14 protein-coding genes are annotated in these 22,271 nt (G+C 70.5%); 4 read left to right on the top strand and 10 right to left on the bottom strand.

Annotation, left to right across the window (positions count from 1 at the left end):
- Positions 1-38: 38 nt before the first annotated feature.
- The 3 genes from AB0I91_RS42985 to AB0I91_RS42975 all read right to left on the bottom strand — a co-directional run bounded on the left by AB0I91_RS42985 (position 39) and on the right by AB0I91_RS42975 (position 3,495).
- Positions 39-1,217: a M20/M25/M40 family metallo-hydrolase gene (locus AB0I91_RS42985; protein ID WP_499641997.1), complete on the bottom strand. Its 1,179-nt coding sequence runs from the start codon at positions 1,215-1,217 to the stop codon at positions 39-41.
- Positions 1,218-1,253: 36 nt separating this feature from the next.
- Positions 1,254-2,210 (bottom strand): universal stress protein, encoded by a 957-nt coding sequence (locus AB0I91_RS42980; RefSeq protein WP_498784161.1) that lies wholly within the window; start codon positions 2,208-2,210, stop codon positions 1,254-1,256.
- Positions 2,211-2,508: 298 nt separating this feature from the next.
- Positions 2,509-3,495, bottom strand: a complete 987-nt coding sequence (locus AB0I91_RS42975) for a LacI family DNA-binding transcriptional regulator (protein WP_498784163.1) — start codon at positions 3,493-3,495, stop codon at positions 2,509-2,511.
- 603 nt (positions 3,496-4,098) lie between these two features.
- Here AB0I91_RS42975 and AB0I91_RS42970 point away from each other — a divergent pair.
- Both AB0I91_RS42970 and AB0I91_RS42965 read left to right on the top strand, forming a co-directional pair.
- Positions 4,099-7,038, top strand: coding sequence for a beta-xylosidase family glycoside hydrolase (locus AB0I91_RS42970; protein WP_498784165.1), 2,940 nt, complete (start codon positions 4,099-4,101; stop codon positions 7,036-7,038).
- A 29-nt stretch (positions 7,039-7,067) separates the two neighbouring features.
- Positions 7,068-9,428, top strand: a complete 2,361-nt coding sequence (locus AB0I91_RS42965) for a family 43 glycosylhydrolase (protein ID WP_499641995.1) — start codon at positions 7,068-7,070, stop codon at positions 9,426-9,428.
- Between the two features lie 81 nt (positions 9,429-9,509).
- Here AB0I91_RS42965 and AB0I91_RS42960 read toward each other — a convergent pair whose 3' ends face one another.
- Positions 9,510-10,844, bottom strand: a complete 1,335-nt coding sequence (locus tag AB0I91_RS42960; protein ID WP_499641993.1) for a CE1 family esterase — start codon at positions 10,842-10,844, stop codon at positions 9,510-9,512.
- A 41-nt stretch (positions 10,845-10,885) separates the two neighbouring features.
- Complete coding sequence (locus AB0I91_RS42955; RefSeq protein WP_498784170.1) at positions 10,886-12,241, bottom strand: extracellular catalytic domain type 1 short-chain-length polyhydroxyalkanoate depolymerase; 1,356 nt, start codon at positions 12,239-12,241, stop codon at positions 10,886-10,888.
- Positions 12,242-12,538: 297 nt separating this feature from the next.
- Between AB0I91_RS42955 and AB0I91_RS42950 the strand changes: the two genes are divergently transcribed.
- Complete coding sequence (locus tag AB0I91_RS42950; RefSeq protein ID WP_498784172.1) at positions 12,539-13,525, top strand: PaaX family transcriptional regulator; 987 nt, start codon at positions 12,539-12,541, stop codon at positions 13,523-13,525.
- A gap of 65 nt (positions 13,526-13,590) precedes the next feature.
- Here the strand turns inward: AB0I91_RS42950 and AB0I91_RS42945 are convergent, their stop codons facing one another.
- From AB0I91_RS42945 to AB0I91_RS42925, 5 genes are all read right to left on the bottom strand, one after another.
- Positions 13,591-15,138, bottom strand: coding sequence for a glycoside hydrolase family 43 protein (locus tag AB0I91_RS42945; protein ID WP_499641991.1), 1,548 nt, complete (start codon positions 15,136-15,138; stop codon positions 13,591-13,593).
- Positions 15,139-15,163: 25 nt separating this feature from the next.
- On the bottom strand, positions 15,164-16,012 hold the full coding sequence (locus AB0I91_RS42940) for a carbohydrate ABC transporter permease (RefSeq protein ID WP_498784176.1): 849 nt from the start codon (positions 16,010-16,012) through the stop codon (positions 15,164-15,166).
- Positions 16,009-16,962 (bottom strand): carbohydrate ABC transporter permease, encoded by a 954-nt coding sequence (locus AB0I91_RS42935; protein WP_498784178.1) that lies wholly within the window; start codon positions 16,960-16,962, stop codon positions 16,009-16,011. The genes AB0I91_RS42940 and AB0I91_RS42935 overlap by 4 nt, the downstream gene beginning before the upstream one ends.
- Positions 16,959-18,224 (bottom strand): extracellular solute-binding protein, encoded by a 1,266-nt coding sequence (locus AB0I91_RS42930; protein WP_498784180.1) that lies wholly within the window; start codon positions 18,222-18,224, stop codon positions 16,959-16,961. Before AB0I91_RS42930 ends, AB0I91_RS42935 begins: the two co-directional genes overlap by 4 nt.
- Positions 18,225-18,552: 328 nt before the next feature.
- On the bottom strand, positions 18,553-19,935 hold the full coding sequence (locus tag AB0I91_RS42925) for a glycoside hydrolase family 43 protein (protein ID WP_498784182.1): 1,383 nt from the start codon (positions 19,933-19,935) through the stop codon (positions 18,553-18,555).
- Positions 19,936-20,681: 746 nt separating this feature from the next.
- Between AB0I91_RS42925 and AB0I91_RS42920 the strand changes: the two genes are divergently transcribed.
- The coding region (locus AB0I91_RS42920) for a non-reducing end alpha-L-arabinofuranosidase family hydrolase (RefSeq protein ID WP_499641989.1) at positions 20,682-22,271 on the top strand (1,590 nt) is incomplete at its 3' end.

Genomic DNA, 22,271 nt, shown 5'->3' with positions numbered 1-22,271 from the left:
CTGGTGTGGAACAAGACCCTCGCCGAACGTCGGTGGCGTTACCACGCCGAGGGCAGGCGGACGTCGTACAAGGAGACCGACGCCGCGCTGACGGGAGGGTCCTCGGCGGTGATCGACGCCGTCATCGCGTCGACCAGCGCGCCGTCGAACGTCGTCTCCACCGGCGGCAGCCCGAGCCACTCGCGCTCCACGTCCGGGCCGAGCAGCTCGGCCAGCTCGCGGTCGAACGCCTCCTCGCGGCCCGGCAGGATGCGGCAGTCCACGGTGGCCTCGGCGAACGACGGGATCACGTTCGCCTTGTACCCGGCGGACAGCATGGTCGGGTTGGCCGTGTCGCGCAGCGTCGCCCCGATCATCCGCGACAACGCGCCGAGCTTGCCGACCGAGCCCTCGATGTCGTCCTCGGGGAACTCCAGCCCGGTGATCTCCGAGACGCCGGCCAGGAACTCGCGCACGGACGGCGTGAGGATGATCGGGAACCGGTGGTTGCCCAGCTTCGTGACCGCCGCCGCCAGCTTGGCCACCGCGTTGTCGTTGTGGATCATCGAACCGTGCCCGGCGGTGCCGCGCACGCGCAGCTTGAGCCAGCGGATGCCCTTCTCGGCGGTTTCCACCAGGTAGGCCCGGACGTCGTCCTTGAGCGTGATGGAGAACCCGCCGACCTCGCTGATCGCCTCGGTGACGCCCTCGAACAGCTCCGGCCGGTTGTCCACCAGCCACTTCGCGCCGAACAGGCCACCGGCTTCCTCGTCGGCCACGAACGCGAACACGAGGTCGCGCGGCGGCACCACGCCGTCCCGCTTGAACCGCCGCGCGACGGCGAGCGTCATCGCGACCATGTCCTTCATGTCGACCGCGCCGCGGCCCCACACGTACCCGTCCTGGACCGCGCCGGAGAACGGGTGCACGGACCACTCGGAGGCGTCGGCGGGCACCACGTCCAGGTGGCCGTGCACCAGCAGCGCGCCCCGGGACGGGTCGGCGCCGGCCAGGCGGGCGATCACGTTGCCGCGGCCCTTGGCCCCCGATTCGACGTAGGTGGTCTCGTAGCCGACCTCGGCCAGCTTCTCCGCGACCCACTCGGCGGCCGCGCGCTCCCCGACGACCGTGTCCGGATCCCCCGTGTTGGTCGTGTCGATCCTGATCAGCTCGCTGGTCAGCGACACGACCTCGTCCTGCGCGAGCCGCAGCCCGGCACCGTCATCCCAGTTGCTCACCAGGTCTTCCTACCATCCGCGACGTGCCGCGGTTCGTCAGTGCTCGGGCCCGGCGCCTCGGACGACGGCCAGCGGGCAGGGCGCGTGGTGGAGCATCGCGTGGCTGACCGAGCCGAGCAGCGCGCGCCGCACCGCGCCGTGCCCGTGGCTGCCCACGACCAGCAGCGCCGCGCCCTCCGCCTCCTGGGCCAGGACCTGGGCGGGCCGGGCCAGCGACACCACCCGCTCCGCCCGCACCTCGGGGTGGCGGGCGAGCGGTGCCTCGAACGACCTCGCGATCAGGGTGTCCGCGGACGCCCTGAGCTGCTCGACGTCCAGCCCGAGCCCGAGTCCCTGGCCCCAGGCGCCGCCCGGCGTCATCGCGTCCACCGGCAGCCCGGTGGTGGCGTGCACGCCGACCAGGGTCCCCCCGTGCCGCGACACGTGGTCCACCGCGAAGTCGATCGCGCGGTCGCTCGGCTCCGAGCCGTCGACGCCGACCACCACCCGCCCGTCGTCGGTCCCGTCGCCGCCGTCGCGGACCACCACGAGCGGTCCGGCGAAGTGGTGCGCCAGGTCCGCCGTGACCGAACCCGCGAACACCCTGGCCAACCCGGTCGCGCCGGAGGAGCCGACGACGAGCAGCGCCGCCTCCCGGCCGGCCTCGGCCAGCACGGCGGCCGGGTGCCCGTCGAACGCGCGGGTGTCCACGTCCAGCCCGGGCGCGACGCTCCGGCACTGCGCGGCGAGCTCGGCGAGGTGGTCCCTGGTGTACGCGCGGACCGCCTTCTCTCCGACGAGCTGCGGCATCGGCATGGACACGGGCGTGACCACCACCTCGGGGAACGGCCCGCGGATGACGTTCACGACGACCAGGCGCGCCCCCCGGCTCGCCGCGTCGCGCGCCGCCCAGTACGCGGCCCGCCGCGACCGCTCCGAGCCGTCGAACCCGACGACCACCGCACCGCGGCCGATCGCGCTCTCCGGGCTCTTCAGGACGTCCGGGCTGGTCATCGCCCACCTCCGCTCTCCGCGCACTCCCGTGCCACCGGGGTATCCGAGGAGTCGGAACCGACACGTGATCGGCGGGTTTTCCGGGATCGTCGCACGCCTCGTTCGCGGAGGACCACCCGTCCGCGCTCGGCGTGCTTCGTCGGCGGTAGGGCGCGACCGCACGAGGGGCGAACGGCCCGGCTGGCAGCGTGGCGCGGTGAAGCACCTGTTCGAGCGCCGTGCACCACGACCGATCGCGGCCCGAGGAGGTCGCGGTGCGGATCAGCGGCGGTCGGGCGAGGTGCCGCCCAACCCGGTGTCAGGCCGACGGCGGTCGGACGCTGTCCCGCGACACGAGCGTCGGGCTGGACGTGCGGCGGGGCTCGTCGACCGCCCTGCCCTCGATCTGGGTGATCAGCAGGTCCAGGGCGTCCCGGGCGACCGCGGCGAAGTCCGGCCGGATCGTGGTCAGCGGTGGGATGAAGTACGCGGCCTCGGGCACGTCGTCGAAGCCGACCAGGCTCACGTCGTGGGGAACCCGCCTGCCGCGCTCGCTCATCGCCCGGAGGATGCCGAGCGCCAGGTGGTCGTTCGCCGCGAAGATCGCCGTGACCTCGGGCATCCGCGCCAATACCTGACCCGCCCGGTACCCGGACGCGGCGCTCCAGTCCGCGGACATGATCGGCGGCACCTCCGCCGACACGGCCTCCAGCGCCGACCGCCAGCCCTCGATCCGGCCGGCGCTGTCGAACCAGTCGGGCGGGCCCGAGACGTGCCACACCGTGCGGTGACCCGCCCGCAACAGGTGGGACGTGGCGGCGAACGCGCCCGCCGCCTGGTCGACGGTCACCAGCGGGGTCGAGCGCTCGGCGTCGCCGTCGACCATCACCAGCGGCACGCCGGCGGACACCGTGTCCACCGCGTCGTGGGCCGACGCGGTCGGTGCGATGACGACGATCCCCGCCACCCGCTGGTCGCGGTGCCGCTCCAGGGCCGTGGTGATCGACTCGCGGTCCAGCACGTTCACCCGGTGCGCGGTCACCACGAACCCGGCCTCCACCGCCACCTGCTCGAACGCCGCCAGCAGCGAGATCGGCCCGCACAGGGTCGTGTTCTGGGCCACCACCCCGATCAGCTGCGAGCGGCCCGTCACCAGTGCGCGGGCGGCGCGGTTGGGGCGGTAGCCCAACTCCTCGATCGCCGCCTGGACCCGCAAGCGCGTCTGCTCCTGGACGTACGGGTGCCCGTTGAGCACCCGCGACACCGTCTGGTGCGAAACCCCGGCGAGCCGGGCGACGTCGGCCATCGCGGGCGCACTGGAAGTCCTGTTCCCCACTAATGGTCCCATCTGCGCGGAACCGGCCGCGAGGTAGACCGACCGCGGACGGCCGCTGACCGCCGCGGCACGCCGGGCACGGTCGGTGGTCGGGACGGCACGCCGAAACGACCACGCACATCGGGATTGGCGCCGGGCAGTCGACATCGCGGCCGATCGACGATGATCAGCAAGTCAATGTAGCCATATTTCCGCCCGCCGGTCAACGCGCGTGAATGCTAAATATTCGAGTCCGATTTTTAGCTCCCACCGGCCACGGCAACGCAGAGCAGTGACCGACCCTTCCGCAAGTGTTTCGTGCGCGTCCTCGAGCGGGAACAGTCTTGACACCCATTTGTGTTATCGCTAACACTGTCCCGCAGCACGATGTTGCCGCTGCCAGCTCACCGGAACCAGGCCGTCTCGGGCGGCGATGTTAGCGATCACATCCACCCCCTCACGCCCTCGTGAAGGAACGTCATGCCACTTTCCGATTGACGTTCGCGGTAATAGACCCCACGGGCTGGGCCGCGTTGTCGCCACGCCCGGGGCTTCGCCCCACGCCTTCCGCCACAACCGCGTCTGGAGTCGTCCATGCCCGTGACCGCCCACGCTCGCCCGCGCACCCGGCGCCCGAACCGCGCACTGCGGCTCGTCGCCACGGCGGTCGCGGTGGCCGCTTTGATCGGCGCGGCCCTCGCCTCGGTCGGCCCACCGGCCCAAGCGGCGGACGAGTGGACGCCCGAGCCGTCGTACACGTCGACCGACAAGGGCGACGGCACCTACTCCGTCCCCCTGGTCAACTCCGACGTGCCGGACGTGAGCGTGGAGCGCGTCCCGGCGGCGGAGAACGACGAGGGCCGCGACCTCTACTACATGATCAGCACGACGATGCACCTGAGCCCGGGCGCGCCGATCATGAAGTCCTACGACCTCGTGAACTGGGAGATCGTCAACTACGTCTTCGACCGGGCGGACATCGGCGACTCGTTCTCGCTGCGCAACGGCCAGAACTCCTACGGCCAGGGCCAGTGGGCGTCGTCGCTGCGCTACCACCGCGGGCAGTTCTACGTCGCCTTCAACACCAACAACCTCGGCGGCTCCTACCTCTACCGCACCGACGACATCGAGGACGGGGCGTGGACGCGGATGCCGCTGGGGCGCGCGTTCCACGACCCGTCGCTGTACTTCGACGAGCGCGACGGCGGCACGCCGTACATCTTCTACGGGTCGGGTTCGACCAGCGCGGTCAAGCTGGACAGCACCCTGACCCGGGTGGTGGCGGAGTACCCGAACATCCTGCGGCCGTCGGACTACCCGGGATCACCGTTCCTCGGCGGGCTGTTCGAGGGCGCCCAGGTGCAGTACATCGACGGGAACTACTACATCGTGATCATCACCTGGCCGGCGGGGCAGGGCCGCCAGGTGGCGCTCTTCCGCTCGCCGGAGCTGCTCGGGCGTTACGCGACGGCCGACGGCAGCAACCCGTACCAGGCGCGCGGCGCGTTGAACTCGAACGGCTTCGCGCAGGGCAGCCTCGTGCCGATCGCGCGTGACGGCGGCCGGACCGACTGGTACGGCATGTTCTTCCGCGACTCGTTCCCGGTCGGCCGCATCCCGGCGCTGATCCCGGCCACGTGGCAGGACGGTTGGCCCACCTTCGGCGACGCCGGCGTGGTGCCGGTGAACGGGGTGTTCGACAAGCCGATCCGGCTGAGCCCGGCGCAGGAGGCCCTGGAGCGGCAGAAGAGCCTCGTCGCCTCGGACGACTTCGCCAACGACGCGCCGCACAAGGCGTACATGGACGAGCGGTGGACCATCCCGACCCCGCCCGTCGTCGACGAGTCGCTCATCGGCGTGGAACTGGTGCGCAACCCCGGCTTCGAGTCCGGCGCCGTGTCGCCGTGGGCGGCCCAGTTCGGCGCGCGGCTCAGCCTGGAGCCGGCCGACGGCTCCACGGCGTTGCGGGTGGCCGACCGGACCGTCAACGGCTCGGGGCCGAACCAGTCCCTGGACGGCGTGTTGCAGCGCGGCGTGACGTACGCGGTGTCGGCGAGGGTCAAGTACGCCGCCGGCCCGGCGACCGTGCGGTTCAACCTCGTCGCCGACTGGGGCGCCGGTGTCCAGGTGATGGCGTCCGGGGACGTCCCGGCCGGTCGGTGGACGACGGTCTCGGGCCGGTTCACCGTGCCGGGCACGGCCGCGACCGGCAAGGTGAAGTTCGCGGTCGAGACGCCGTGGGCCAACCCGCAGCCGCCCTCGTCCAGCGTCGAGTACCTGCTCGACGACGTCTCGGTCGTGGGTCAGCCGGTGACCACCGAGCACCCGTCCGAGGACGAGATCAGGCCCAACGGCTCGCGGCTCGGCCTGCACTGGGAGTGGAACCACGCCCCGGACAACCGGCACTGGTCCCTCACCGACCGCGAGGGCTGGTTGCGGCTCACCACCGGCAAGGTCGTCACCGGCGACTACCTCTACACCAAGCTGTCGAACCGGGCCGAGCTGACGTGGTTCGAGGAGGCGCGCAACACGCTCTCGCAGCGGACGTTCGGCCCGAAGGGCTCGGCGGAGACCAAGCTCGACTTCTCCGGGATGCGGGACGGCGACGTCGCGGGCCTGGCGATGTACAACCGCGGCTTCTCCTACGTCGCGGTGAAGCGTGTCGACGGCCGCAACACCCTCGGGGTGGTCAACCGGGTCCAGCCCTTCCCGGTCACGTTCGACCAGTCGACGGCGGAGAGCTTCGTGCCCGGGACCGAGGTGCCGCTCGACGACGCCACGGTGGTCCACCTCAAGGGCGACGTGGAGTTCGACGCGCCGACCGGTCAGGGCTGGACCACGTTCTACTACAGCCTGGACGGCCGCGCCTGGCACAAGCTGGGCAACCGCGTCGGGCCTCAGACGCTGGACGGCAGCCTGGCCCACTTCATGGGCCACCGGTGGGGCCTGTTCGACTACGCGACCAAGCGGGCGGGCGGGAGCGTGGACTTCGACCACTTCCTGCTCAGCGACACCCTGACCGCGGCGGGCGAGCCGCTCGACACCGGCGACCTGGACGCGGCGATCGCCCACGCGTCCACCTTGGACGAGCACCACTACCCCGCGGCGGCGTGGTCCGCCATGCGCGACGCGCTGGGCAAGGCGCAAGCCGCGCGGGCGTCCACCTTCGGGACGCAGAACCAGGTCGACGCGCCCGAGCGGGCGTTGAGCCTGGAGCTGGCCCGGCTCGGGGTGGCGCGGTTCCCGGTGGCGGTCGAGGTGTCCGCCCGCACCCGGTGCGCCGGGCCCAAGGTCGTGCTCACCGTCGAGTTCACCAACCACGAGGCGGTCCCGGTGGACGTCTCGGTCGAGACGCCGTACGGCACGAAGTCGTTCGACGACGTCCCGGCCGGCAAGACCCGCTCGCACCCGTTCATGACCCGGCAGTCGAGCGTGCCGGCGGGATCGGCCTCGGTCACCGCGTCGGCGACGGTCGACGGCAAGCCGCGTTCGGTCGTGCTCGAAGCACCGCACGACGCGCACGCCTGCAAGTAACCCGCGGTACCCAGCACAAGGAGAATCTCGTGGATCGACAACGTCCGCAGCGGTCGGGACGGCGAAGAGCAGTCGTCCTCGCCGCCGTCGGCGCCCTGTTCGCGGCCGGTCTCGCGGCCACCCCGGCGGCGACCGCCGCCGAGCCGAACCTCATCACCAACCCCGGCTTCGAGGACGGCCTCACCGGCTGGACCGTCAACAGCGGCAACGCCACCGACGGCGCCGTGCTGTCCACGACCGCCGACGCCCACTCGGGCTCGGGCGCCGTGCAGGTGACCAACCGGAAGACGACCGGTTCGGGACCGGCGCAGGACCTGGCCGGCAAGGTGCAGGCCGGCAAGACCTACACGGTCACCGCGTGGGTGAAGTACGAGAACGCGGCCAGCCCCGCGACCAAGCAGTTCTTCGTGACCATGCACTACGGCGGCTCGACCTACACCAACCTCGGCACGGGCACGGTGCCGCGCGGGCAGTGGGGCCTGCTCCAGGGCACGTTCACGATCCCCGCGGGGCAGTCCGTCACCACGCCCCGCGTCTTCGTCGAGACGCCGTGGACGGCCGACCCGGGTGCCGCGCCGGCCACCCACCTGATGGACTTCAAGGTGGACGACGTCGTCCTGCGCGAGTTCACCCCGTCGACCACCATCGAGGTCCTCGGCAAGAACCCCGGCGAGGGCAACCCGCTGATCTCCCACAAGTTCGGCGCGGACGGCAACGCGTTCGTGCACGACGGCCGGGTCTACGTGTACATGACCAACGACACCCAGGTGTACAACCCGGGCCCCGACGGGACCTCGCCGACCAACACCTACGGCGGGATCAACACCATCACCGTCATCTCCTCCGACGACCTGGTCAACTGGACCGACCACGGCGAGATCCCGGTGGCCGGGCCGAACGGCCTCGCCAAGTACGCCTCGCAGTCCTGGGCGCCCGCGGTCGAGAGCCGCGTCGTCGGCGGCAAGGAGCAGTTCTTCCTGTACTTCGCCAACAACGGCGCCGCGACCGGCGTCCTGGTCGGCGACTCGCCGCTGGGCCCCTGGCGCGACGAGCGCGGCAGCCTGCTCATCACCAGCCAGACCCCCGGCGCCTCGGACGGCCGCAACTGGCTGTTCGACCCGGGCGCGTTCGTCGACGACGACGGTCAGGCCTACCTCTACTTCGGTGGCGGCGGCAACGACGGCTCCAACTCCGCCGAGAACACCAACCACCCCAAGTCCACGCGCGTGATCAAGCTCGGCGACGACATGATCAGCACCGTGGGGTCGGCCGAGACCATCGACGCGCCGCTGATGTTCGAGGCGGGTCACGTCTTCAAGCGCGAGGGCAAGTACTACTACTCGTACTCGTCGAACTTCGGGTTCGGCGGCCCGATCGACCCGAACGGCCCGCCGACCGGCGCCATCGCCTACCTCATGGCCGACAGCCCGATGGGCCCGTGGACGCCCGACAAGTACGCGGGCGTCATCTTCAAGAACCCCGGCGTCTACTTCGGCGCCGGCGGCAACAACCACCAGTCGGTCTTCGAGCTGAACGGCGAGCACTACTTCACCTACCACGCCCAGACGCTGAACCGCCGCATCACCGGCGGCGCGACGCAGGGGTTCCGCAGCCCGCACATCGCGAAGCTGGAGTTCAACGCCGACGGCACCGTGAAGGAGGTCCTCGGCACCTTCGACGGCGTCGAGCAGATCCGCCACCTCGACCCCTACCGGGTGGTCGAGGCGGAGACCATCGCCTGGCAGCAGGGGCTGGCCACCAAGCGGCTCACCGCGCCGAACGACCTGCCGAACCTGGCCCTGCACGACGTCGACAACGGTGACTGGACGTCGCTGGCCTCGGCGGACTTCGGGTCCGGGGCCACCGGGGTGTCGGCGCGCGTCAAGCCGCTCACGGCGGGCACGAGCATCCAGGTCCGCCTGGACGACCGCGCCGGGCCGGTCGTCGCCACCATCCCGGTCGACGCGCCGGTCGGCGAGTGGGCCGAGGTCGGCGCCGAGCTCGACGGCGTGTCGGGCGTGCACGACGTGTACTTCACGTTCGTCGGCCCCGACGGCAAGGACCTGGTCGAGGTCGACAGCTGGCGGTTCGCCAAGCCGTCGTTGAAGGTCGCGACCAGTGCGGACACCCGGTGCGCGGGCCCGCACGTCAAGCTCACCGTGCACGTGACCAACAACGAGTCCGTGCCGGTCGACGTCGTGGTCGAGACGCCGTTCGGCGCCAAGTCGTTCGACGACGTCGAGCCGGGCAAGAGCCGGTCCCACCCGTTCAACTCCCGGCGGTCGACCGTGGACGCGGGGGCGGCGGCGGTCACGGCGACCGCCACCGTGGACGGGCAGGAGGTGTCGCTCGGGCTCACCGCGCCGTACGACGCGCACTCCTGTCGCTGACGGCGTGACCGCATGAACGAGGCGGCCCGGGAAGTTCCCGGGCCGCCTCGTCGTCTGCGGGTCGTGCCTCGACGGCCGTGGTCAGGCGATCGTGCAGGTGGCGTTGCCGAGGGTGTAGGCGGTGGGTTTGCCGGTGTTGCCGGTGTGGGTGGCCTGGAAGCCGATGCCCACCGACGCGCCGGGCGCGATGGTCGCGTTGTACGAGACGTTGCGCGCGGCCACCTGTCCGGACGTGGGCGAGTAGGTGGCGTTCCAGCCGGAGGTGATCGCCTGACCCGGTGGGAGGGTGAAGGTCAGGGTCCAGCCGTTGACCGCGGTGGTCCCGGTGTTGGTGATGGTGATGTCGGCGGTCAGCCCGGTGTTCCAGGCGTTGGTGGTGTTGGTGACGCGACAGGTGCCGGGTTCCGGCTGACCCGTCGTGGTCGTGGTTGTCGTCGTGGTGGTCGTGGTGCTCGTCGTCGTGGTCGTGGTCGTCGTCGTCGTCGGACCGCTCTGGAACTGGGTGAAGAACCGCCACGTCTCGGCCGGCAACCAGGTCCGGGAGCCGCTGTCGCCGGGTGCGCCGTCCTGCGGCGCGGCGATGTGCCCCTCGTCGAACGCAGCCCAGACCACCGGGTAGCCCTCGCGGCACCCCGAGTAGGTCGTGGTCACGTGGGTCAGGCTGCCCTGCGACGGCTCACGCGGGCTCTGGGCGGCGCACCCGTTGTTGCGGACGAAGCGGTCGCGCATCGACCGGCCGCCCGAGATGCCGAGGACGTTGTCCCGCAGGCCGTGCGCGGCGAAGTAGGCGATGGGCTGGGTGCCGCCACTGCACCCGCTGAGCTGGCCCACGGCGTAGACCGCGACCGCGCGGAAGACGTCCGGCCGGGCGCAGGCGACGGCGTAGCTCATGGCCGCGCCGTAGCTGAAGCCGACGGCGAAGCGCTGCGTGGTGTCGACGCAGAGGCCGGCGTCGAGTTGCCGGTTGATGTCGTCGACGAGCGTGATGTCCTCGCCGCCGGAGTTGGCCCAACCGCTGTTCAGGCCCTGGGGCGCGACGAAGATGGTGCTGTTGTCGGCCAGGCGCTGGAGCCCGTAGTAGGCCCAGACGTCCGTCTGCACGGTCCGGCCGGTGGCGACGTCGGTGGCCGAGCCGTTCAGCCAGTGGAAGCCGAAGACCACCCGGTAGGGGCGGTTCACGTCGTAGTTGTCCGGGACCCGCAGGATGTAGCTGCGGGACTTGCCGCTGCTCTGGATCGTGATCGTGCCGCTGCGCAGCGACGGCGCCTTGCCGCAGCCCGCGGTCGCCGCCGCGGCGCCGACCGCCGCGGCCGAGGTGCGCTCGCCGAGGTCGCCGCTCAACACCGTGCCGATGGAGGCCACGACGAGCAGCGCCGCCGCCGCGACCGAGCCCAGGATCGACCTTCGCCTTGTCATCGCACTGCTCCTCCCGTTGTCGGGTCGGGGTTCGCGGTCGCTCAGGAGGTGGAACACGGCGCACCGTTGAGGGTGAAGGAGGCCGGTTTGGCGGTGTTGCCGTTGTGGGTCGCCTGGAAGCCGATGCCGATCGAGGCGTTGGGCGCGATCACGGGGTTGTAAGCCACGTTGCGCGCGGTCACCTGCCCGGACGTGGGCGAGTAGGTGGCGCTCCAGCCGGAGGTGATCGTCTGCCCGCTCGGCAACGTGAAGACCAGCGACCAGCCGTTGATCGCCGTGGAGCCGGTGTTGGTGATGGTGAGGTTCTCGGTGAGGCCGGTGTTCCAGGCGTTGACCGTGCCCGTGACGCGGCACGACTCCGAGCCGCCCGGCGTGGTGGTCGTCGTCGTGGTGGACGTCGTGGTGGACGTCGTCGTGCTCGTGGTGGTCGTCGTCGTGGTCGTGCTGGTCGGGCCACCGGGCCGGTCCAGGCCGAAGAACGCGATGGCCTGGGCTGCCATGCCGCCGGCGGGCAGGCTGTGCCCGGCGCCCTGGATGCTGTAGGCCTCGACCTGGGTGGTGCCGGAGGTGTCGTTGTAGCGGCGCCGGTTCCAGTTGGTCTGCGGGGTGTCGGTGGACGACGGCGTCTGGCTCAGGCCGAACACGTTGGTCCACTGCTCGATGCTCTCCTGGAGCAGCGCGTACGGCACGAGGGTGTCGTTGGTGCCGTGCCAGAGCTGGACGCGCGGCCGCACGCCGGTGTAGCCGGGGTAAGCCTGGCGCACCGCGTCGCCCCACTGCTGCGGGGTGCGGTTCGCTCCCCCGTTACCCGTGCACTTGCTGCTGCCGGGCGGGAAGTCGGCGGCGTTGGCGAAGCAGTTGAAGGGCACGCCCATGAACGACGCACCCGCCTTGAACACGTCCGGGTACAGGGCGAGCATGTGCTGGGTCATCATGCCGCCGGACGACGATCCCGTGGCGTAGACCCGGTTGGGGTCGCCTCCATAGCGCTGCTGGACGTAGTTGACCATCGACACGATCGACACGGGGTCGCTGCCGCCGCCGCGGCGCTTGGCCGCGTCGGACCACGTGTCGAAGCACTTGCCGAACCCGGCCTGCTGCTCGGCGCTGGGGTAGATGACGACGAAACCGTGCCGGTCGGCCAGCGAGGCGAACTCGCTGCCGGAGTAGAAGCCGGGGCCCGAGCCGCCGCAGCCGTGCATGGCCACGACGATCCCGGGGTTGGCCGGGCGGGAATCGGGCACGTAGACGTGCATCCGCATCCCACCGGGGTTGGAGCCGAAGTTGGTGACCTCCGTCAACGACGCCGCGGACGCGGGCGTTGAGGCGACGGAGACGAGGCCGGCCACGACGAGTGACGTCGCGGCGGCGAGTAGCAGGCTCGGTTTGACCTTCATGCGCTTGACTCCTTTGTGTCGCGCACGGCCGGACAGGGTGCTGGCAGCGGGCCGGGTGCGACCCGCGGTGCGGCGGAGGGAGAGCCACGCGTGGACGTGTCCGGCGGGTGACCAGCCGATGCGATCGAGCGCACGGACTCGGCTGATCGGACGCCGTCCATCGTGTGACACTTAGAGTGCCGCCCGGTCGAGAAACTGTCAATCGACCGTCTCGCCAGGTCGGTGTGGCCGTGCGACGGGATCGCGCCCGATTAGGGTCGGTGGTGACGACCTGTCCGAGCCACCGCCGGAGCCGCCGTGACCAGCCCGTACGACATCGAGGAGATCTTCCCGGACGACGCGGTCCGGCTTCCCCGGCGGCAGTCCGGCAACTCACCGCAGGGCCTGACCGTGACCCTGCTCGCCGACTACACGCTGCGGACCGGCGCCTGGCTGCCGTCGGCCGCGATCGTGGCGCTGCTCGCCGAGGCGGGTGTCAGCCACGCCGGGGCGCGCACCACCATCAGCAGGCTCGCCCGTCGCGGTGTCCTCGAAGGCAGCAAGCAGGGCCGCAACAGCTCCTACCGGCTCACCTCGGCCGCCGCCCTCGACCTCGCCGCCGGAGGTCGGTCCATCGTCGCCGCGGCGGCCGCCGCCGAGCCGTGGGACCACCGGTGGACGTTGATCGCCTTCTCGCTGCCGCAGGACGAGGTCGCGCGGCGGCGGGAGGTCCGCAGCCGGCTGCGCTGGTTCGGCTGCGCGCCCCTCTACGACGGCCTCTGGATCTCGCCGCACGACCTCACCGACAAGGCCAGGGCGCAGCTGGCCGAGCTCGCCGCCGGCACCATGACCGTCTTCCGCGCCCGCCACGTCGACCTCGGTGAGCGGACCGGCCGCAACCCCCTCGACGCCTGGGACACCACCGCCATCGCCCGCCACTACGACGCGTTCATCCGGCGCTGGCGGCCGCTGCTGCCCGACATCCGCGCCTCCCGGATCACCGGGATCGAAGCGGTCCGCGCCCGCACCGAGGTCATGGACACCTACCGCCGCCTGCCCATCCTCGACCCGCGCCTGCCGCTGGAGCTGCTGCCGCCGGGCTGGCTGCGCGAACCCGCCCGCAACCTGTTCACCGCCGTCTACGACGGCCTCGCGGGCCCCGCCCAGGGTCACGTGCGCGCCGTCGTGAGCCGGTTCACCACCGACCCGCCCACCGACGTGCAGGCCCACACCGTCGCGGACATGCTCGACGGCCTGCACGGCGCGTGGCAGCCCGTCGCCGAACCGGGCACGGCCTCCCGCTGATCACCTGAGCCCCCACTTCCGGTCGTCCCGGCCGCTTCGCCGCGGACCGGGACGACCGGGCGAGGTCAGGGCCGTGCGGCGTCGAGCGGACCGTGGTCGAACCAGTCGAACCAGGCGGTGCCCTCGGTGACGTACATGCCGATCACCCGGCCCGTGAAGCCGGTGGCGACCTCCGTGGACAGGTACCGGCCGTCCAGCTCGGCCAGCGGCTCCGGGTCCTCGCCGACGTGGAAGGCGAGGTAGTCCGGCGCGGCGACGTGCAGGCCCGCCGGCTCCTCCCCCGCCGGCCACCGGCGGGCCGAGCGGGTGGTGATCACGAGCGTCAGCGGGCCCGGTGGCACGGGTCTCGTGGCCACGCTCTGGCGCAGGGGTCCGATGCGGGCGATGACCGCGGCCTGCCCGTCCGCCACCTCCAGGTCGTAGTGGTGGCCCTCGTCCAGGCGCACCGACAGGCCGGCGCGACCGGCGGCGGGATCCAGGAGGACGGCGGTCCGGCTCTCGACGTGCTGCTGGCGCCGGCCGACGAACGTGCAGCCCGGCCGGTCCAGCGTGGAGCCGGTGGCGTGCAGCGCGAGCCACCCCGGCCGCTCGGTCACCGACCACGAGCCGTCCGGCCGCGCCCGCGGCGAGATCCACCGGGGGTCGAGCCCGGGGGCGTCGAAGTCGTCCCGCTCCGGGGCGGCCTGCGGCTCCTGTGCGCCGACCGGCGCCCGTTCCCTCAGGTTGACGGGGCCGACGCGGGGCCAGCCGTCCTCCCACCGGACCGGGGTCAGGAAGGTCTCCCGGCCCAGGACGTGGAACTTGGGGCTGTAGCCGACCGGGCGGGTGGCCAGCAGCACCATCCACCACTCGCCGTCCGGCGTGGTGACGAGGTCGGCGTGACCCGTGCTCTGGACGGGTTGGCTCGTGCTGCGGTGCGACAGGATCGGGTTGACCGGCGCCGGTTCCCACGGACCGCGCGGCGAGCGGGCGCGGGCCATGGCCACGGTGTGGCCGCGCTCGGTGCCGCCCTCGGCGATCATCAGGTACCACCACTCCCCGACCTGGTACAGGTGGGGCGCTTCCGGCCACTGCAACCCGGTGCCCGCCCAGGCCGGGAACGGCCCTTCCAGCACCTTCCCCGCCTCGGGGTCGACCCGGGCGACCTGCACGCCGTTGAACGTGGGCCCGTGCGCGCCCGCGAAGGAGCACCAGCAGTTGCCGTCCGAGTCCCACGCCAGGTCGGGGTCGATGCCGGGCAGGTCAAGCCACACCGGGTCCGACCAGGGGCCTTCGGGTCGCTCGGCGGTGACGACGAAGTTGCCGCCGTGCGAGACGTTCGTGGTGATCATCCAGAACCGGCCGTCGTGGTGCCGGATCGTGGGCGCGTAGATCCCGTCCGACGCCATCGCGTCGGCCGGCAGCGGCAGCTGGGACGGCCGGTCCAGGACGTTGCCGATCTGCCGCCAGTTCACCAGGTCGCGGCTGTGGAAGAGCGGCACGCCCGGGAAGTACTCGAAGCTCGAGCACACCAGGTAGTAGTCGTCGCCGACCCGGCACACGCTGGGGTCGGGGTGGAACCCGGGGATCACGGGGTTGTCGTAGAACGACGCCTCGGACTTCGGTGAGGTCAATGGTTTTCCTTGTTGTGCGAGGGTGTCAGCCCTTGAAGGCGCCTTCGAGGATGCCCGCGACCATCCGCCGTCCGACCACGACGAACAGCACGACCAGCGGGATCGTGGCGAGGAAGGAGCCGGACATGGCCAGCCCGAGGTCGACGTCGAGGCTGTTCTGGAGCGCCTTGATGGCGATCTGGGCGGTGTAGCGCTCGGGCGACTTGAGCACGATGAACGGCCACAGGAAGTCGTTCCACGCGGTGATGAACCCGAACAGGCCGAGCACGAACGCGGCCGGCCGCACGATCGGGAACGCGATGCGCCAGAACACCTGCGCGGTGCTCGCGCCGTCGATGCGGGCCGCCTGCATCAACTCGTCGCTGATCGTGGCCGAGATGTGCTGGCGCATCCAGAAGATGCCGAACGCGCTGGCCAGGCCGGGCACGATCAGCGCCTGCAGCGTGTCGACCCAGCCCAGCTCGGACATGATCATGTACTGCGGGATGACCGAGAGCTGCGTGGGCACCGTCATGGTGAGCACGACGACCACGAACAGGGTGTTGCGGCCCGGGAACTGCAGCTTCGCGAAGGCGAACCCCGCCAGCGAGCACAGCACCGCCTGACCGACGCCGATCGCGGTGGCCACGGCGAGGCTGTTGAGCAGCGACTGCACGAACGGCACCGTGTCCAGGACCAGCCCGGCGAGGTGGAAGAAGTTGCCGCCGGGCACGACCTCGGGCGGCATCCGCGTCGCGGCCGCGGTGTCGGTGGTGGCGACGATGAACATCCAGTACAGCGGGAACAGGCACACGACCGTGGCGGCGGCCAGCATGAGGTAGGTCCACCAGCGGACCCGGCCAGGGCCTCGGTTGCGCGTCGCGGTGCTCGTCATCGGTCCGCCTTGATCCGGGTGGACAGCACGAAGTTCACCGCGGCGATCGCCACGACCATGACGAACAGGGCGACCCCGATCGCCGAGCCGTAGCCGAACTCGAACTGCCCGAAACCCTGCTCGTACAGGAACAACGTCAACGTCTGGCACTGGCGCACCGCGCCGCAGGTCAGCCCCGAGCCGGTCAGCAGCGGCTCGGTGAAGATCTGCAGGCCGCCGATGGTGGACGTGACGACGGTGAAGATGATCACCGGTCGCAGCGAGGGGATGGTGATGTGCCGGAACCGCTGCCACGGCCCCGCGCCGTCGATGGCCGCGGCCTCGAACACCGCCCGCGGCACCGATTGCAGCGAAGCCAGGTAGAGCAGCGTGGTGTAGCCGAACCACCGCCAGGTCACCATCGTGGCGATGAGGACGTGACTGCCCCAAGTGGACTGGACGAAGTCCACCGGCTCGATCCCGACCAGCCCGAGCACCCAGTTGAGCAGCCCGTAGTCCCGGTCGAACAGCTGCGCGAAGACGACCGCGGTGGCCGCCACCGACGTGATGTAGGGCACCAGCACCGACATCCGGAAGAACAGCGCGAACCGCAGCCGGGCGTGGTTGAGCACGTGCGCCAGCACCAGCGCCAGCAGCAGCTGCGGGACGGTGGACAGCGCCCAGATGCTCACCGTGTTGCCCGCGGCGTTCCAGAACCGCGGGTCGGCGAACATGCGGGTGAAGTTGTCCGTGCCGATGAACACCTGGTCGCCGATGGGGTTCCAGTCGAACAGGGCCACGTAGAAGGTGAAGAGGAGGGGGAACAGCCCGAACACGCCGAACAGGACGAAGAACGGGGCGATGTAGGCGTACGGCGACAGGCGCTCCGCGAGCCCCCTGCCCCTCGGGGAGGCAGGGGGCGGCAGTGCGGCCGACGGCGCGGGCGTCAGCGTGGCGGTCACGGTCGTCACTCGCCGATGGCGGTCTTGATGTTGCGCAGCGCGTCGTCCCAGGCGGTGGCCGGGTCGCCGCCCGCCTGCTCGACGTTGGTGATGGCGTCGAGGAACTCCTGGCCGATGGCGGCGCTGTCGGGACCGATGTAGAACGGCTTGAGGCCCAGCAGCGAGTCGGTGTAGATCTTGCCGGTCGGCGCGTCGGAGAAGAACGGGTCCTTCGCGTCGGTGAGCTTGGCGTCCTGGTAGACCTCCGGCGTGGAGGGCAGCGCGCCGACGCGGTTGAAGTGCTCCAGCTGGCCCGCGGGCGACTGCATCTCCTTGATGTAGTTCCAGGCGGCCTGGGGGTTCTTCGCGCCCTTGGGGATGGCCAGGTAGCTTCCGCCCCAGTTGCCGGAGCCGCCGGGGATCCTGGCGATGTCCCACTTGCCCTTGGTGTCGGGGGCGGTGGTGCGGATGCTGTTGAGCATCCACGACGGCGCGGACACCGCGGCGTACGCGCCCTGGCCCATGCCGGCGCTCCACGCGCTCTCGAACGAGGACTGCCCGGCGGTGATCCCGGAGGTGGCCGCCTTGATGCCGAGCTCGAACGCCGCCTTGACCTGCGGGTTGGTGCTGTAGACCAGCTTGCGGTCCGCGCTGTAGTACTTCTCCGAGACCTGGTTGACCGCCTGGTAGAACACGCTGGTCGCCGCGTTGTCGGTGAACGCCTTGCCGGTGGCCTGCTTGTAGCGCTTACCGGTCTCGATGAACGCGTCCCACGTCGGCCACAGCGCGCTCACGGACTCCCGGTCGGTGGGCAGGCCGGCGGCGGCGAACAGGTCGGTCCGGTAGGCCACGGCCATGCCGCCCACGTCGGTGGGCACGCCCAGCACCTCGCCGTCCTTGGCGACGCTCTGCTTCCACACCCAGTCGAGGTACTCGTCCTTGATGTCGTCGGCGCCCAGCGTCCGCAGGTCCACGAAGTTCTGCGGCTGGTCGACGAACTGCGGCAGGTTGTCGCCCTGGATGAGCACCAGGTCCGGCACCTTCCCGCCGGCCAGCGCCGTGGTCAGCGACTGGGCGGTCTCCGTCGACGTGCCGACCTCGGTCAGCTTGATGTCGATGTCCGGGTGCTTCGCCTTGTACGCGTCGACGGTCAGCTTCTGGTTGATGGCGGAGAACGACCAGAACTCGAACGACTTGCCGTCCCCTCCCCCACCACCGCCCGTGCCGGGTGTGCAGGCGGTGAGCAGGGCCAGGGCCGCGGCGGCGCGGAGCAGGGGCAAGCGGAGTTTCACAGCGCTTCTCCAAGGTGTGCGAGAACAGGCGGCACCGCCACCATGCGGTTGACCACCGCCGGTCGGCGATCGCGTGAACCGGGTCGAGAGCCTGCCGCACCGTGCGGCCGAAAGTTTCGGTCTCAACTCCGATTGTTAGCGCTCACGACAGTAAGCTGTGTCACAAGGGCCGTCAAGAACACCTTGTGCCGCCCGAGAACGCGAAAGCAAGACCTCCGTCAGTGGACTCTTCACAACACACTTTGTGAACGCGAACTATCTAACGTTCAGTGAGCCCGGTGGTCGCGGGCGCGGTTTCGCCGCCGGCGACCGCGACCACCGCGCGCCGTCACGCCGCGAACTGCCACCAGTTGACGTTGAACAGGTAGCCGCTGCCGCCGGTGAACCGGAGGTAGAGGTCGTGGGTGCCCGTCGCGCCGCTGATCGGGCAGGAGACCGTGGCCCAGTTCTGCCAGCCGCCGGTGCCCGAGACGCCGCAGCGCCCCACCACCGCGCCGCTCGGGCCGTCCAGCCGGACCTCGACGGTGCCGCCGGAGGTGCCGGAGGCCACGCGGGCGTTGAACGTCCGCGCGCCCGAGCCGAACGCGACGCCCTTCACCTTGAGGTAGTCGCCGTTCTCGATCCAGCCCACGTTCATCCCGCCCTCGGCGGAACGCTCGGTCTCGATGCCCGAACCCCAGGCGATCGTCTCGGCCTCCTGGCGGACGAACGGGTTGAGCGTGCCCACTTGAGGTGCGCCGCCCGTGGTCATGTTGATGGTCGGGATCGAGCCGTCGGCGTTGTAGGTGAACCGCTCCACCGCCACGGACCTGGTGAAACCGCCACCGCCCGGCAACGCGCCGTTGTGGTAGAAGAAGTAGGAGCTGCCCTTGAAGTCGACGATCCCCGCGTGGTTGGTGAAGCTGCCGCCCTGGGTGGGCATGACCGTGCCGCGGTAGGTCCACGGCCCGGTGGGGCTGGGCGCGGTGGAGTAGGCGATGAACTCCGAGCAGCACTTCGCCGCGAACACGTTGTAGTACACGCCGTTGCGCTTGTAGACCCAGGGCCCTTCCTCGTAGAGGGTGGGGCGGCTGGCGTCACCAGTGCGGGAGCCGAACCCGGCCGCGGTGAGCGGGATCTGGGTGGGACCGCCGGAGAACGACGTCATGTCGGCGTTGAGCCGCACGTACCACAGGTTCGGGTTGCCCCAGTACAGGTACGCCTGGCCGTTGTCGTCGATGAAGACGCTCGGGTCGATCTCGCCGTTCTCCACCAGCGGGCGGCCGATGGCGTCGCGGAACGGGCCGGTGGGGCTGTCGGCGACGCCCACGCCGATCGCCATGCGGCCGGTGGCGCGGTTGACGACGGGCACGTACCAGTAGAACTTGCCGTTGCGCTCGATCGCCTGCCCCGCCCACGCGTCCTTGCTCGCCCAGGAGAACGTGCCCACGTTCATCGGCGAGCCGTGGTCGGTCCAGTTCACCATGTCGTCGGAGGACCAGACCCGCCACTCCTTCATGGTGAACCAGGTCGAACCGTCCTCGTCGTGCCCCGTGTAGAGGTACACGCGTCCGTTGTGGACCAGCGGCGCCGGGTCGGCGGTGTAGATGTGCTGCACGATCGGGTTGTCCGCTTTGGCCATCGCGGGCGCGAGGGCCGACGCGCACACGACCGCGGCGAGCAACGCGCCCACCCGCCGCAGCAGCGCCGCGACCAACGGTGTCGATTTCACCAGAACCTCCGGAAGGGCATCGGAATCCGTCGCGACGTTCGCCACCGTCAGGCCGGGTCCACTTCCCGTGCTGACCGTTGCGACTCCACAGGACAGCGCACCCACGGCGGCGCTCGGCGCGGCGGGAGCCCGCCGGGAACGGAGTGACCTTGATTGTCGTGCCCATGAAACTACGTCCCGACGACATCGTCAAAGCTAAACCTGTGAGCGCTAACTTTAGCCACCCGGAGTTGCTCCGTTCAGCCCATTGCGCGTGCTCGATCCGAACGTTCGGGACAGCCGCTTCCATCTCAATTCGAGGCCACCGTTCCGGTAGCTAAAATGTTTGCGCTAACTTTAGCAAGGCGCGGGCTATTAACAGTCGAACGCCATTCGACCTGACCATGCGGCCCAAGAGGCCCGACGCCGACCGGTCAGGTGCCCATCACCAGCGCGATACCGCGCCCTACCTGCACGAAAGATTTTCGTAACGTCTTGACCCGGCGTGTGCCATCCTTCACAGTCGGAGAGGCACGACGCGCGCTCATCGCGACGACGACCGCACTTCACTGCCATCCCCTTTGCACGTGGGATGTTCAACCGCGAAGTTGTTAGCGCTAACAAAAGATCGATCGGGCGTCGGCAAGTGCCCCCTGCCACCGCGACGCCACGGCTTGCGGTGTGCCGATCCGTGAGGACACGTGATGAATCATTCGATACGAGCGGTCATTCGACCGACGCCGGTGCGTCGGTCGAGAACAACGGCGTTGCTGCTCGTCGTGGGACTCGTCGCCACCATGATGACGGCGGCGTTCGACGGCCTGGCCCTGGCCGGCACGACCCTGGGCGCCTCGGCGGCGGAGAAGGGCCGGTACTTCGGCGCCGCCGTCGCGGCGGGCAAGCTCGGCGACTCGACCTACGTCGGGATCCTGAACCGGGAGTTCAACCAGGTCACCGCCGAGAACGAGATGAAGATGGACGCGACCGAGCCCAACCAGGGCCAGTTCACGTTCACCAACGGCGACCGGATCGTCAACCACGCCATCAGCCGCGGCATGAAGGTGCGCGGCCACACCCTGGCCTGGCACTCCCAGCAGCCGGGGTGGATGCAGCGCATGGAGGGCTCGGCGCTGCGCCAGGCCCTGCTCAACCACGTCACCCGCGTCGCGACCTACTACCGGGGCAAGATCCACTCTTGGGACGTGGTGAACGAGGCGTTCGCCGACGGCACCAGCGGCGGTCGTCGCGACTCCAACTTCCAGCGCACGGGCAACGACTGGATCGAGGCCTCCTTCCGCGCCGCGCGTGCCGCCGACCCCGGCGCGAAGCTCTGCTACAACGACTACAACACCGACGGCATCAACGCCAAGAGCACCGGCATCTACAACATGGTGCGCGACTTCAAGGCCCGCGGCGTCCCCATCGACTGCGTCGGCTTCCAGTCCCACCTGACCAACTCGGCGCCGTCGGACTACCAGGCCAACCTCCAGCGCTTCGCCGACCTCGGCGTCGACGTGCAGATCACCGAGCTGGACATCTCCGGCTCCAACCAGGCCAACGCGTTCGGCGCCGTCACCCGCGCGTGCCTGGCGGTCGCCCGGTGCACCGGCATCACCGTCTGGGGCATCCGCGACAGCGACTCGTGGCGGACCGGCCAGAACCCGCTGCTGTTCGACGCCTCGGGCAACAAGAAGCCCGCCTACACCGCCGTGCTCAACGCCCTCAACGAGGGCTCGAGCCAGCCCGGGGTCATCGACACGACCGCGTGGTACGTGCTGGTGAACCGCAACAGCGGCAAGGCGCTCGACGTCTACAACCTCGCCACCAACGACGGCGCCCGCATCACCCAGTGGACCCGCAACGACGGCAACCAGCAGCAGTGGCAGTTCGTCGACTCCGGCGGCGGCTACTACCGGGTGAAGTCACGCCTGTCCGGCAAGGTGCTCGACGTCTACAACTTCTCCACCGCCGACGGCGCCAACATCGTCCAGTGGGCCGACGGCAACGGCACCAACCAGCAGTTCCGCCTCGCCGACTCCGACGGCGGCCACGTCCGCCTGATCAACCGCAACAGCGGCAAGGCCGTGGAGGTGCAGGGCGCGTCCACCGCCGACGGCGGCAACGTCGTCCAGTACTCCGACTGGGGCGGCGCCAACCAGCAGTGGCAGCTCGTCCGCGTCGGCGGCGGCGGGACGACGACCACCACCACGACCACGACGCCCGGCCAGTGCTCCCTCCCGTCGACGTACCGCTGGTCGTCGACGGGCGTGCTGGCGAACCCGAGGTCGGGCTGGGTGTCGCTCAAGGACTTCACCTACGTGCCGTACAACGGCAAGCACCTCGTCTACGGCACGACG

The sequence above is a fragment of the Actinosynnema sp. NPDC049800 genome (assembly GCF_040656635.1).
Lineage (GTDB): Bacteria > Actinomycetota > Actinomycetes > Mycobacteriales > Pseudonocardiaceae > Actinosynnema.
This window is presented reverse-complemented; position numbering and strand designations above follow the sequence as displayed.